Source organism: Caulobacter sp. (assembly GCF_039596335.1).
Lineage (GTDB): Bacteria > Pseudomonadota > Alphaproteobacteria > Caulobacterales > Caulobacteraceae > Caulobacter.
In genome coordinates this window covers 436525-449903 of the sequence record NZ_JBCNJZ010000003.1, presented here as the reverse complement: position 1 = coordinate 449903, position 13379 = coordinate 436525, and the positions used below count along the sequence as shown (strand labels likewise).

At 67.7% G+C, this 13379-nt stretch carries 11 protein-coding genes; 3 read left to right on the top strand and 8 right to left on the bottom strand.

Going from position 1 to position 13379, the window contains the following annotated elements; genetic code table 11:
• Window positions 1–133: 133 nt before the first annotated feature.
• Genes ABDW31_RS08775 through ABDW31_RS08760 form a run of 4 tightly spaced genes read right to left on the bottom strand, consistent with a single transcriptional unit; the run spans window position 134 to window position 5914 of the window.
• Window positions 134–2095: an acetyl/propionyl/methylcrotonyl-CoA carboxylase subunit alpha gene (locus tag ABDW31_RS08775; RefSeq protein WP_343698474.1), complete on the bottom strand. Its 1962-nt coding sequence runs from the start codon at window positions 2093–2095 to the stop codon at window positions 134–136.
• 9 nt (window positions 2096–2104) lie between these two features.
• Complete coding sequence (locus tag ABDW31_RS08770) at window positions 2105–3430, bottom strand: DUF3667 domain-containing protein (protein WP_184718350.1); 1326 nt, start codon at window positions 3428–3430, stop codon at window positions 2105–2107.
• Between the two features lie 32 nt (window positions 3431–3462).
• Window positions 3463–4302: an enoyl-CoA hydratase-related protein gene (locus tag ABDW31_RS08765; protein WP_184718348.1), complete on the bottom strand. Its 840-nt coding sequence runs from the start codon at window positions 4300–4302 to the stop codon at window positions 3463–3465.
• 19 nt (window positions 4303–4321) lie between these two features.
• Entirely contained in the window at window positions 4322–5914 is a 1593-nt protein-coding gene (locus ABDW31_RS08760) for a carboxyl transferase domain-containing protein (protein ID WP_184718346.1), read from the bottom strand.
• A gap of 168 nt (window positions 5915–6082) precedes the next feature.
• Between ABDW31_RS08760 and ABDW31_RS08755 the strand changes: the two genes are divergently transcribed.
• Window positions 6083–7831 (top strand): patatin-like phospholipase family protein, encoded by a 1749-nt coding sequence (locus tag ABDW31_RS08755; protein ID WP_184718344.1) that lies wholly within the window; start codon window positions 6083–6085, stop codon window positions 7829–7831.
• Here ABDW31_RS08755 and ABDW31_RS08750 read toward each other — a convergent pair.
• The gene (locus ABDW31_RS08750; RefSeq protein WP_184718342.1) at window positions 7828–8601 is read right to left on the bottom strand and encodes a methyltransferase domain-containing protein; all 774 of its coding nucleotides are present in this window, start codon (window positions 8599–8601) and stop codon (window positions 7828–7830) included. The two genes, ABDW31_RS08755 and ABDW31_RS08750, sit on opposite strands and share 4 nt — an antisense overlap.
• A 139-nt stretch (window positions 8602–8740) precedes the next feature.
• On the opposite strand from ABDW31_RS08750, the gene ABDW31_RS08745 reads away from it, so the two are divergent.
• The gene (locus ABDW31_RS08745; protein ID WP_184718340.1) at window positions 8741–8902 is read left to right on the top strand and encodes a hypothetical protein; all 162 of its coding nucleotides are present in this window, start codon (window positions 8741–8743) and stop codon (window positions 8900–8902) included.
• A 78-nt stretch (window positions 8903–8980) separates the two neighbouring features.
• Window positions 8981–9067 carry a hypothetical protein gene (locus ABDW31_RS08740; protein WP_184723786.1) on the top strand — a complete coding sequence of 29 codons (87 nt, stop codon included), beginning with the start codon at window positions 8981–8983 and terminating at the stop codon, window positions 9065–9067.
• Between the two features lie 105 nt (window positions 9068–9172).
• On the opposite strand, the gene ABDW31_RS08735 is transcribed toward ABDW31_RS08740, so the two are convergent.
• From ABDW31_RS08735 to mgtE, 3 genes are all read right to left on the bottom strand, one after another.
• Entirely contained in the window at window positions 9173–10330 is a 1158-nt protein-coding gene (locus ABDW31_RS08735; RefSeq protein ID WP_184718338.1) for an isovaleryl-CoA dehydrogenase, read from the bottom strand.
• Window positions 10331–10415: 85 nt separating this feature from the next.
• On the bottom strand, window positions 10416–11717 hold the full coding sequence (gene spmX, locus ABDW31_RS08730; protein WP_184718336.1) for a lysozyme-family localization factor SpmX: 1302 nt from the start codon (window positions 11715–11717) through the stop codon (window positions 10416–10418).
• Between the two features lie 88 nt (window positions 11718–11805).
• Window positions 11806–13272 (bottom strand): magnesium transporter, encoded by a 1467-nt coding sequence (gene mgtE / locus ABDW31_RS08725; protein WP_184718334.1) that lies wholly within the window; start codon window positions 13270–13272, stop codon window positions 11806–11808.
• Window positions 13273–13379: the final 107 nt, after the last annotated feature.

Sequence of the window (13379 nt, the reverse complement as noted above, 5' to 3'; positions counted from 1 at the left end):
ACGGCCGCGCGGGGCGCTCCGGCTTCGTCGAAACGGTACTTGCACTCTCACACTCCGGGCGTGGCCCGGGCGCTCCGCTTCCCTTCGCGACCTTCAGCGGCCCGCCGCGTGAAGCGGAGAGCGCGTGTCCGGTTCAGCCGCCGGCGTCCAGCTTCGCCAGCATCACGCCCTCGCTGACCTGACCGCCGGCCGTAGCCGCAAGCTCAGCCACCACGCCATCGAACGGAGCGACCAGGGCGTGTTCCATCTTCATGGCTTCCAGGGTCAGAAGGGTCTGGCCCTTGCGGACGCTCTCGCCAGCCGCCACGGCGACCGAGACGATCTTGCCCGGCATCGGCGACAGGATCGCGCCGTCCGAGGCTGCGCCCTCACCCGCGCCGCCGACCTGCGGCTCGAAGTCGAAGGTCTGCACATCACCGCCCTCGAAGGCGTAGATCAAAGGCGTTTTCCCATGAGTGGTCGGCAGGCGAGCCACCTCGGAGAACTCGCGGCCGTCCTTGTGCTTGATGTCCCAGGACCAGTCGTCGCCGCCCCCGATCAAGGCGATCCGCAGCGGTGTCGCCACGCCATCGACCGTCATTGGCAAATCCATGGCCGCTCTCGGGCCATTCATCCGGAAGCCCAGCAGGCGCGATGGCGCACTTTCCCAAGGGCCAGACTTGAAATCGGCCTCCATGAAGGTCTCCAGCCGCCAGCCGATCGCGGCCATGGCCGGCTCATCGCTGAAGCTGCGCTCGACCAGCTCGTCCAGCCGGGCCTCGATGAAGCCGGTGTCGACGGCGCCGTCGATGAAGTCCGGATGGCTGGCGCACTTGGCCAGGAAGGCGGCGTTGGTCTTGACCGGCCAGACCTCGACCAGGGCGCAGGCCTCGGCCAGCCGTTGGGCGGCGTCCTCGCGGTCCGCGCCGTGGGCGATCAGCTTGGCGATCATCGGATCGTAGAAGGGCGTGACCTCGCCGCCCTCCTCCACCGCGCTGTCGACGCGGACGTCGCCTTCCGGCAGACGGAAGTGCTTCAGCTTGCCGGTCGACGGCAGGAAGCCGGTGGCCGGGTTCTCAGCATAGAGGCGCGCCTCCATGGCCCAGCCGGTCAGCTTGATCTCGTCCTGCTCCAGCGGCAGGGGCTCGCCCGAGGCGACCAGGAGCTGCCACTCGACCAGGTCCTGGCCGGTGACCATCTCGGTGACCGGATGTTCGACCTGCAGGCGGGTGTTCATCTCCATGAACCAGATGCGGTCCGCGCGCAGGCCTTCCGAAGCGTCGGCGATGAACTCGACCGTGCCAGCCCCGACATAGCCCACGGCCTGGGCGGCCTTGACGGCGGCGGCGCAGACGGCCTGGCGGGTGGCCTCGTCCATGCCCGGCGCGGGGGCTTCCTCGATGACCTTCTGGTGGCGGCGCTGCAGCGAGCAGTCGCGCTCGAACAGGTGGACGACGTTGCCGTGCTGGTCGCCGAACACCTGCACCTCGATATGGCGCGGATGGGTGACGTACTTTTCCAGCAGCACCCGGTCGTCACCGAAGCTGGCGGCGGCCTCGCGGCGGCACGAGCCCAGGGCGGGCTCGAAGTCTTCGGGCTTGTCGACCTTGCGCATGCCCTTGCCGCCGCCGCCGGCCACGGCCTTGATCAGCACGGGGTAGCCGATCTTGCCGGCCTCGGCGGCCAGGCGTTCGACCGACTGGTCCTCGCCCAGATAGCCCGGCGTGGTCGGCACGCCGGCCTTGATCATCACCGCCTTGGCGGCGTCCTTCAGGCCCATGGCGCGGATCGCCGAGGGCGGCGGGCCGATCCAGACCAGGCCGGCGTCGATCACGCTCTGGGCGAAGTCGGCGTTCTCGGACAGGAAGCCGTAACCGGGGTGGATGGCCTGCGCCCCCATCTGCTTGGCGGCCGCCAGGATCTTCTTCGGATCGAGGTAGCTCTCCTTCGCCGGCGCCGGACCGATCAGGATCGCCGCATCGGCCTCCAGCACGAACGGGGCGTTCGCGTCGGCTTCCGAGTAGACGGCGATCGTCGCCACACCCAGCTCGCGGGCGGTGCGGATGATGCGTCGGGCGATCTCGCCGCGATTGGCGATCAGGACGGAGGAGAGCAAACCGAAGACCTACATTTGCGAGAGGGTGAAGAGCATCAGGCCCAGGAGCAGGACGGCGAAGGCGATGACGGTGGTGAACCAGACGATCAGGGTCTTGATGAGAGCGCCCGGAATGCTGGAGTCGTAACCCCCACGCAGGGTCTGGAAGAGATTGATTGGCCCCCAGAGCATGATGATGACGAGGAACGGCCCCATCACCGCCTGCGGCAGCACGAACAGCACCGCCCAGGTCAGGAACGAGAACGACATCAGGTTCGTGGCCACGAGCAGATGGTCGTAGATGAAGTACTGGCGCTTGTTCACATAGACGAGCGCCAGGGACAGGCCGACGATCGGCAGCAGCAGCACCGCCAGGCGGTGGGCCCAGCCGAACATCACCAGGATGAAGTAGTTCGGGTTCGCGACGGCCTTGGCCAGGCCTTCCTTCCAGCCGGCTTCCTTGGCCTTGTGGCCGTCGGCGGCATGGGTTTGCGTTTTGGGGGCGTGGTCGGCCTTGTCAGCGGAACCGTGACCGGCCTCGCCCGGCTTGACCACCGTGACGCGCTGGCCGGCGATCTGGACCTCGGCGAGCCGGTTGGCGCTGTCCTCCAGGGCGGCCGGATCGGAGAACTCCAGGCTACGGACCTTGTCGGCGGCCTCGGATTTACTGTTGTGCAGCTTGGCCAGCGCCTCGGCGCCGGCGTTGGGGTTGTTCTGCAGCGCATTGGCCTCGGCCACTGTCGCCGCGTACAGATCCTGGGCCTTCTTGACGTCGGCGTCGTAGTCCACCGCGATCTTCGCCTTGTCGGCGTCTGCCGCCTTGAGCGCTTCGTCGCGGTCCTCGGCCGCGCTTTTCAGGCGTTCGTCGCGATCGCTGGTCGCCGATTGGCGCATCTCGTCGGCCCTGGCCTTGCGGCCGGCCGGCGTGGTCAGCTGCTGGGCCTGCTTTTCGGCCTGCACTTCCTGTTCGTGCATCTGGTTGTGGATCAGGTGCTCGGCCGAGAAGATGAACAGCAGCAGGGCCACCAGGAAGGTGCGGAACGGCGGCGCGTGCCGCGCGATCCGGCCTTCCATCAGGTCCTTGGCCAGCTTGCCGGGCTTGAAGAACAGCAGTGGCAGGGTCGTGGCCAGGCGACCATCGAAGTGGAACATCCCTTCGATGGTTTCCCAGATCAGGTGCAGGATGGACCGATGATGGGTGTCGGCGTTCTGGCCGCAGGAATGGCAGAACCAGCCCTCGAGGGGCGTGTCGCAATTCTTGCAGGGCTCGCCCACATGGGTGAACGGCTTCTTCTTGCGGGCAAGGAAAGTCCCCGCCGAGTCGGCCGTCGCCGCTTCCAGTTCCGGTCCCGTCATCTAGTCCCCCGACAAAACGCCGCTGAGTTGAGTCACTCAGCCCAAGACGCTTTACGACGAGCCAGGAATGCGCGCACCCCTTCTTGGCCTTCTTCCGACACGCGGCGGCGGGCGATGCGCTTGGCGCTGTCCTCGATCAGGCCCTTGTCGATTTTCTGGCCAGCAAAGTCGTTGACAAGCGCCTTGGCGTCGCCGATCGCGCCGGGGGCGCAGGGGACCATTTCCTCGATCAGCGCATCGCGGGCCACTTCAAGGCTGGCGACGTCCTCGAACACCTCGTCGACCAGGCCGTAGCCCCAGGCGTCGTCGGCGTCGAACACTCGGCCGGTGGCGAACAGCAGCTTGGCGGTGCGCGGGCCCAGGGCCTGGATCACATACGGGCTGATGGTCGCCGGGGTCAGGCCCAGCTTCACTTCCGAGAAGGCGAACTTGGCGTCGACCAGAGCGATGGCGTGGTCGCAGGCGGCCACCAGACCGGCGCCGCCGCCATAGGCCGCGCCCTCGACCATGGCCACGGTCAGGGCCGGGATGTCGTGCAGCGCCTTGAGCATGTGGGCCAGCTCAAGCGCGTCGTCGCGATTGTCGTCCTCGTCCCACTCGATGGCGTCGCCCATCCAGTCCAGGTCGGCGCCGGCGCTGAACACCCCGCCCACGCCGCGCAGGAACACCACCCGCACGCCCTCGGCCCCGTGCAGGGTCTCGAAGGTCTGGCGCAGGGCCGCGATGGTCGCCGCGTCGAAGGCGTTCTTCTTGTCCGGACGATTGATCCAGACGGTCACGGCGCCCTCGGGCGTTGAGTCCATGTGGACCAGCGGGCTCATCGCATCGGTGTCGGTGACTTCGACGATGGGGTCGGCGATCGGATTGGTCATGAACGGTCCTTCCGTGAAGCTACATTCGGAAAACGCCGAAGGTCGTCTCCGGTATCGGCGCATTCAACGACGCCGAGATGGCCAGACCCAGGACGTCGCGGGTTTGAGCCGGATCAATGATCCCGTCGTCCCACAGGCGGGCGGTGGCATGGTACGGGTTGCCCTCGTCCTCGTAGCGCTGGCGGATCGGCGCCTTGAAGGCCTCGGCCTCCGCGTCGGTCCACTTGGCGGCGTCGCGGTGGACGGTGGCCAGCACGCTGGCGGCCTGCTCGCCACCCATCACCGAGATCCGGCTGTTGGGCCAGGTAAACAGGAAGCGCGGGCTGTAGGCGCGGCCGCACATGCCGTAGTTGCCGGCGCCGAAGCTGCCGCCGATCAGGACGGTGAACTTGGGCACTTCCGCGCTCGCCACCGCCGTGACCAGCTTGGCGCCGTCCTTGGCGATGCCGCCGGCCTCGTACTTGCCGCCGACCATGAAGCCCGAGATGTTCTGCAGGAACACGAGCGGGATCTTGCGCTTGCAGGCCAGCTCGATGAAGTGCGCGCCCTTCACGGCGCTTTCCGAGAACAGCACACCGTTATTGGCCAGGATCGCCACCGGCTGGCCCCAGATGCGGGCGAAGCCGCAGACCAGGGTCGTGCCGTACAGGGCCTTGAACTCGTCGAACTTGCTGCCGTCGACGATGCGGGCGATCACCTCGCGGACGTCATACGGCGCGCGGACGTCGGTCGGCACCACGCCGTAGATTTCCTCGGGGTCGTAGAGCGGCGCCTCGGGCTCGGCCAGCACCAGCTGTTCGGGCTTGGTCGTGTTCAGATTGGCGACGATCGACCGGACGATCTCCAGCGCGTGCTCGTCGTTCTCGGCCACGTGGTCGACCACGCCTGAGCGCCGGCCGTGGGTCTCGGCCCCGCCCAGCTCCTCGGCGCTGATGACCTCGCCCGTGGCGGCCTTCACCAGCGGCGGGCCGGCCAGGAAGATGGTGCCCTGGTTGCGGACGATGACGGTCTCGTCGCTCATCGCCGGGACATAGGCCCCGCCGGCGGTGCACGAGCCCATGACGCAGGCGATCTGCGGAATGCCCACGGCGCTCATCCGCGCCTGGTTGAAGAAGATGCGGCCGAAGTGGTCGCGATCCGGGAAGACCTCGGCCTGGTGCGGTAGGTTCGCGCCGCCGCTGTCGACCAGATAGACGCACGGCAGGCGGTTCTGGGCGGCGATCTCCTGGGCGCGCAGGTGCTTCTTCACGGTCATCGGGAAGTAGGCGCCGCCCTTCACCGTGGCGTCGTTTGCCACGATCATCACCTCGCGACCGGACACCCGGCCGATGCCGCAGATCATGCCCGCGCCGGGGGCCTCGCCGTCATAGAGGTCGCAGGCGGCCAACTGGCCGATCTCCAGGAACGGCGAGCCCGGATCCAGCAGGCGCTCGACGCGCTGGCGGGGCAGAAGCTTGCCGCGGGCGGTGTGCTTTTCGCGCGAGCTCTCTGAGCCGCCCAGCGCCGCCTGCGCCACCTTAGCCTGCAGCTCGGCGACGAGAGCGCGATTGTGGGCGGCGTTGCGGGCGAAGGTCTCGCCGGACGCGTCGATAACGGAGTTCAACTTCGGCATGACCGACGCTTAGCCTTTTCCACCCTTGCCCGAAAGTCGGAGCTTTTTGGACCCCGATCAGGAAGATTCACGGCCAAATCCGTTCTCGTCCATTTCGCCTTCCGGAGCAACAGTTGCGCCTGAACGGCCCGTTGTGGTCAAGCCTGCCTTCGGGTTAGCTCTCGTCCCGTGGAAACGCCCCTGCCCGACGACTCGGCCCTGGCCCGTCTTTTCGCCAAGACTTGGCGGAATGGCGCCGCGGCGTGGTTCTCGCTGCCCGGCGGCGCGACGCTGTTCCGGCCGGGTGAAGAGGCCTCCCAGCTCTACTTCCTGAAGACCGGACGGCTTGGCGCCTTCCGCCGCGAAGAAGGCCAGGAGCCGCAGTTCTTGGGGGTGATCCGCCCGGGCGAGCCGGCTGGCGAGATGGCCCTGGTCGGCGACAGCGCCCACTCGGCCTATATGGTGGCCCTGCGCGACAGCGAGGTCCTGGCCCTCCCCCGCGACGACTTCTTCGACGCGGCCGAGGAGGATCCCGGCGTCATGCTGGAGCTGTCGCGGCTGATGATCCGTCGCGCCCGCCAGGCCCAGACCCACGCCGCGATCGGCGACCCTTCCGTGTTCGGGTTCATCGCCGAGGAGCCCGGCGCGGCCATCCGGCCGGTGGTCGAGCGCCTGGCGCGCTGCATCGAGGGGCTGGGCTATTCGGTTACCGTCGAGGGTGGCGAGTCGCTGATGGCCCCGACCGAATGGTTCAGCAATGTCGAGCGCGCCCACGACTTCGTGCTGTACGTGGCCGAGGCCGACGAGACCGCCTGGAAGCATGTGGTCGGCCGGCAGGTCGACCGGCTGTTCCGGGTCGGACGCGGCGACCGGCCGCCGCCCGAACGGATCACCAGCTACGCCTCGGCCCCATTGCAGGCCCAGCGGCTGATCGACCTGATCCTGCTGCAATCGGCCAGCCTGGCCCGGCCCAGCGGCTCGGCAGCGTGGCTGGCGGCGACCCAGGCCGCACGCCTCTTCCATCTGCGCGAGAACGGCGTGGCCGACCTGCAGCGACTGGCGCGGGTGCTGACCGGCCAGTCGGTGGGCCTCGTCCTCTCCGGCGGCGGCGCGCGGGCCTATGCCCATATCGGCGCGATCCAGGCCCTGCGCGAGCGCGGCGTGCCGATCGACTTCGTCGGCGGCGCCTCGATGGGCGCGATGGTGGCGGCCGGCATCGCCATGGGTTGGGACGACGGCGAGATGGAGACCCGCATCCGCAAGGCCTTCGTCGACAGCAGCCCTCTGGACGATATCGCCTTCCCGTTGATCGCCATGACCCGCGGCGAGAAGGTCAAGGCGCGGCTGGCCGAGCACTTCGGCGAGGTCGACATCAGCGACCTGTGGCTGCCGTTCTTCGCCGTGTCCTCGAACCTGACCTCGGGCGCCTATCAGCTGCATCGGACGGGCGACCTGCAGACGGCGCTGAGGGCCTCGATCTCGCTGCCGGGCGTTCTGCCGCCGGCCGACCTGGACGGCCAGGTGCTGGTCGACGGCGCGGTGATGAAGAACTTCCCGGCCGACGTCATGCGGTCGCTCCAGCTGGGGCCGATCGTCGGCGTCGACGTCACCCGCGGCCGCAGCATCACCAGCGACGACATCGTGCGCCCGCCGTCAATCTGGAGCTGGATCGTCTCGGGCGAATGGCGCAAGGGCCCGCCGATCGTGGCCCTGCTCATGCGGGCCGCCACCGTCACCACCGGCCGCGACCTGGCCGCCGCCCGCGAGGCGACGGACGTGCTGATCACGCCCAAGCTGGAAGGCATCGACATTCGCGACTGGCGGGCCTTCGAGCCCGCCGTGAAGGCCGGCTATCTGGCCGCCAGCCAGGTCCTGGAGGCCCTGCCCGCCCCTGTCTCCGAATTGCGCCGCCGGCCGAGTTTGGCCGAGCGCGGCTAGGCTCGCCGCGCCACGATGAACAGTCGCTGGAACGGAAACAGGGTCACGCCGTCGGCGCGGCGCGGATAGTCGCGCGCCAGCCGCTGGCGCCAGGTGTCCAGGAACGCGCCCTTCTCGTCGTCGGGCAGCGCGTCGAGATAGGGCCTCAGCGTCGTGCCCAGGGTCCAGTCGACGATCGGGTCCTGGCCGTGCAGGGCGTGCAGATAGGTCGTGCTCCAGATGTCAACCTCGGGGCACAACGGCGCCAGCCAGCCATAGTAGTCGGCCGGCGTATTGGCGTGACGCACGCCTTCGACGCCCGAGAACCGCGTGGCCCATGGCCCCTCGGCGGCGATCTCCTGCAGGCTGGCGCGCCAACCCAGGCCGTCGACCACCGGCATCTGCACGGCCAGCACGCCCCCGGGCGCCAGGCTCTGGGCCAGGTGCGGCACGAGCCTGTCGTGATCGCCCACCCACTGCAGGGCGGCGTTGCTGAAGATCAGGTCGGCCGGAACCTCGGGCGCGAAGCCCGCGATGTCGCCCAGCACCCATTCCACCGGCGCTGGCAGGCTCTTGGCCTTGGCCAGCATCTCCGGGCTGGAGTCCATTCCCCGCACCCGCGCCTGCGGATGACGCGCCGCCAGCAGCGCCGCCTGCTCGCCCAGGCCACAGCCCAGATCCCAGATTTCACGCGGGTTCAGGTCGCCGGGAATAGCGGTCAGCAGGTCCAGGGCCGGACGCTCACGGTAGCGGCGATAGAGGGCGTAGATGTCCGGGTCCCAAATGGCCACGTGAATGCCTCCGCGCTTCTCTGATCCAGGTCAATGCAACCTGGGCCTTTGTGAAGAATTCTTCTCACAGGAGAAGATTCATCATACGGTCCGAGTCAGGACCCCGACAGAGGGTTCATAAGGGAAGGATTCACGCGGCATGGCTACGCGCATTCACCTCGTTCCCAATGGCGCTTCGGGCGGTCATTCGCCCCGGCACGCCCCCGAACGCCGGTTCAATTTCGATCGTCCGCTGGTCATCGGCGCGGCCCTGGCGCTTTGGGCCGCCATCCTGGTCGTGCTCAAGCTTTTGCCGATCTAGCCGCGACATCCGGTCACGTACGATTTGCTCTTTTCAAATGCTCGAACAGACCCATATCCTGTTGGTGTTGTTCAACTACTGAAAGGAGGTGATCTAGTGTCTCATTGTCTCCAACCGCGGTCGCAAGTGCTTACCTGGAGCCTTAAGAGCGAGGTTTCCGCCTGAGGCGTTGAACGCCTAGGGTTCTAAGTCACACGCTGCTTGCGAAAGCGGCCACGACGATGGAGGGCCGCCCCGAGCAATCGGGGCGGCCCTTTCCATATCTGGACCTTAGGCCCCGATCAGTTCGCGGCCGATCAGGAAGCGGCGGATCTCGTTGGTGCCCGCACCGATGTCGTACAGCTTGGCGTCGCGCAGCAGGCGCTCGACCGGCCATTCCTTGGTGTATCCCGCGCCACCCAGGGCCTGGATGGCCTCCAGCGACACCTTCACCGCGTTCTCCGACGCCAGCAGGATCGCACCGGCCGCGTCATAGCGGGTGGTCTTGCCCGCGTCGCAGGCCCGCGCCACAGCGTAGACATAGGCCCGGGCCGAGTTGAGGGCCACGTACATGTCGGCGACCTTGCCCTGCATCAGCTGGAACGAGCCGATCGCCTGGCCGAACTGCTTGCGGTCGCGGACATAGGGCAGGACGATATCGAGACAGGCCTGCATGATGCCCAGCGGGCCGGCGCTGAGCACGGCGCGCTCGTAGTCCAGGCCGCTCATCAGCACCCCGACGCCGCCGCCGACCGGGCCCATGATGTTCTCTTCCGGGATCTCGCAATCCTCGAACACCAGCTCGGCGGTGTCCGAACCCCGCATCCCCATCTTGTCCAGCTTCTTGGAGACGCTGAAGCCCTTCATGCCCTTCTCGACGATGAAGGCGGTGATGCCGCGGCTCCCCTCGCCCGTCTTCGCATAGACCACCAGCACGTCGGCATGCGGGGCGTTGGTGATCCAGAACTTCGTACCGTTCAGGACGTAGCGGTCGCCGCGCTGCTCGGCGCGCAGCTTCATCGACACGACATCCGAACCCGAGCCCGCCTCACTCATGGCCAGCGAGCCGACATGCTCGCCGCTGATCAGCTTGGGCAGGTAGCGCTGCTTCTGTTCAGGCGTGGCCCAGCGGCGGATCTGGTTGACGCACAGGTTCGAGTGCGCGCCGTAGCTGAGGCCTACCGAGGCCGAGGCGCGGGACACCTCCTCCATCGCCACCACGTGCTCGAGATAGCCCAGGCCCAGGCCGCCGAACTCTTCCTCGACCGTGATGCCGTGCAAGCCGAGGTCGCCCATCGGGACCCACAGTTCGCGCGGGAAGGCGTTGGTCTCGTCGATCCGGGCCGCCAGCGGGGCGATCTTGTCGGCGGCGAAGCGGGCCGTGGTTTCCTGGATCGCGTCGGCCGTGTCGCCCAGGGCGAAGTCCATCGAGGGTGCGAAATTCGTCATTACGTCATCCAACAGCACAAACGCCCGCGGATCAATGTGACCCGCGGGCGTTCTTGCTCAACTTACGTGACGTAAGGAAAGGAAACTATTCCTCGTCGCCAGCGTCCGGACCGGCCAGGCGGCGCAGCAGCAGATAGGCCGAAACCACGAAGCAGATCGCGCCGATCATGCTGGCGCCGTAGCCGAACATCTTCACGCCGGTGTCAGAGCCGGCGGCCACGGTCAGGATCCACAGCACGCCACCGCCGAACAGGGCCAGGCCCAGGATGCCCAGGCTGATCAGCAGGCTGGTGTTGCCGAAGCGCGGCTGCTCGGCCTCGACCAGCGGCACGTCCATCGGGTTCAGCGAGACGGTCTCGTCGCTGGTCGAGAAGCCGTCCAGGTTGAAGACCGACGAGCCGGCGGCCGGGGCGGTGAACAGGCTGGGCTCCACGGGCGCGGTCGGGGCGAAGCTGTCGACCGGCGTCGGCTTTTCAACTTCCTCGACCGGCTGCGGCGTCAGGCGGAACGGCGTGAACTCCAGCGGTGCGGCGGGTTCGGGGGCCGGGGCGACCGGGGTCGTGGTCGGCTCATCCTGGAACACCACCGGCGCGGGCGCAGTGACGGCCGGTTGCGCGGGCGGCGGCGGTTCCGGAAGGACGAGGTCGTCCTGGACCGGGGCCGGCTTGGTGGTGGTCACGACCGGCGGCGCGTCGGCCAGGATGGCTTCCAGGCGGGCGCTGACCGCGGCGGCCGATTGCTCGGTGGCCGTCGGGGCGTCCTCTTCCGGGACGACGACGTTCAGCGGCAGGCCCTCCTCGCGCTCGGTGACGACGCGGTCGCCTTCCGTGCGGGCGTTGACGGCGATTGGCGTCTGCTTGGGAATGGCGCAGCTGGCGTCGTAGTCGACCTTGGGACGCAGCACCGGGCTGGGCGCAGGCACCCACTCGCCATTGGCCGGCGTCAGGAACAAGGTCTTCTCGGCGGCGCGGCGACGGACCAGGGCGTCGATGACGATCCGCTCGCCCTCGAAGTCGGCCTTGCGCCACATCTCCATCGCGCACGCGGCTTGCAGCAGCGAGCCCTCGTTGATCCGGCGCAGCACGCCCGAGCGGAGGAAGTTGTCGAGACCGATATTGAAGGCGAAGCAGACCAGCGCATCGAACTGGTTCTGGTTCAGCGGCGCGTACGTGTTCTCGTTCACCGAATGGGCGACCGAGATCAGGTCGTACAGCAGCAGCGCCTCGGCGTCCTTTTCCGAGACGGACGCGCCTTCGCGGGCGGTAAGGGTGTGGCCATAGCCGACTGTCCAGCGCCCATCGGGGAGCTTGGCGGCTTTCTGACGGTAGCCTTCGAATCTCTTGATGAGATCGACGGAGGCCCGGGAGACCTGATGACGCGGTTTCATCGCTGAGTTTGACCCAGTTTGAGACAGACGCGGATGCGTTCGCCTGTCTCGGCGCAAGGTCGGCGCCAGTTTTCCCTAGCGAGGCGATTTAAAGGATCAGCGAGGCGATCAGCAGCACGGCGAAGAAGCCGGTGAAGTCGGTCAGGAAGGTCACGAAGATCGACGACGACACCGCAGGGTCCCGGCCCATCTTCTCCAGGGCCAGCGGCATCAGAATGCCGCCCACCGCCGCGGTGAAGATGTTGGCCACCAGGGCCGCGGCGACGATGATCGCCAGGGCGCCGTGATGGTCCTGCGCGCCGAAGAACAGATAGGTCGCCGTGCCCATGACCAGGGCCAGGGCCGAGCCGTTGACCAGGCCCACCAGCAGTTCGCGCAGCACGATGCGGCGGGCGTTGGCTGTGGTCAGCTCCTTGCTGGCCAGGGCGCGCACGGCGACGGCCAGGGTCTGGGTGCCGGCGTTGCCGCCCAGCGACGAGACGATCGGCATCAGGATGGCCAGGGCCACCAGCTTGGCGATCTCGTCCTGGAAGATGGCGACGCCGCTGACCGCCAGGGTCGCGGTGGCGAGATTGAGCATCAGCCACGGCAGGCGCGACTTGACGATGTCGATGACCGACGCGTCACGACCCGCGTCGGACACACCGGCCAGAGCCAGGATGTCTTCCTGGGCTTCGTCGCGGATGACCTCGACGATGTCGTCGACAGTGATCTGGCCGACCAGGCGCCCGCCCGGCTCGATGACCGGGGCGCTGATCAGGTGGTACTTGTCGAAGATGTAGGCCACCTCCTCCTGGTCCATCTCGACCGGAATTTCGGTGACCGCCTCCATCAGCTCGGTCAGCGGCGTGTCGCGACGGCTGCGCAGCAGGATGCTGATCGGGATGGCCCCGACGGGCTTGTAGGTCGGATCGACCACATAGACGTCGAAGAACAGCTCGGGCAGCTGATCGCCGGCCTCGCGGACATGGTCGATGGTCTGGCCGACGGTCCAGAATTCCGGCGCGGCCAGGAACTCACGCTGCATCAGGCGGCCGGCGGTCTCGTCCTCGTAGGACAGGGTCGTCTCGATCGCGGCGCGGTCGATCTCGCCCATGGCGGCCAGCACCTGGAAGCGCTTGGTGTCGTCCAGGTCGTCGATGACGTCGGCGGCGTCGTCGGTGTCCAGCTCCTCCAGCGCGCGGGCCAGGGTGACCGACGGGGTCGCCTCCAGCACCTCCTCGCGGATGTTGTCCTCCAGCTCCGAGATGATCTCGCCCAGGGCCTCGGGGTCCAGCAGCGGGATGATCTCTTCGCGGTAGTCGGCGGTCAGGAAGCCCATCAGGTCGGCGACGTCGGCGGGCTCCAGCGCGCCCATCAGCTCGCGCAGGCGCTTGGCGTCGCCACTGTCGGCGGCGTCGACGACCATTTCGACATATTCGGGATTGAGGGCGTAGTCCTCGCCAAGGGCCAGGTCTTCCAGCTCCTCGGGGGTCTCGGTCTTTGGTATGGGGATTTGGGCCAGCGGGATGTCGTCCAGCACGTCGTCGGTCAGTTCGGCGGTGTCCCGGGTCATGGGGGCCTCCTGAGCTCTTAGAGCGCTGGGTTCGTTGGGCTAATCCGATTGAAGCGCGCTTGGGGCGTAACCAAGGCCAGAAACGATTAGAGCGCCCCCAGCGAGTC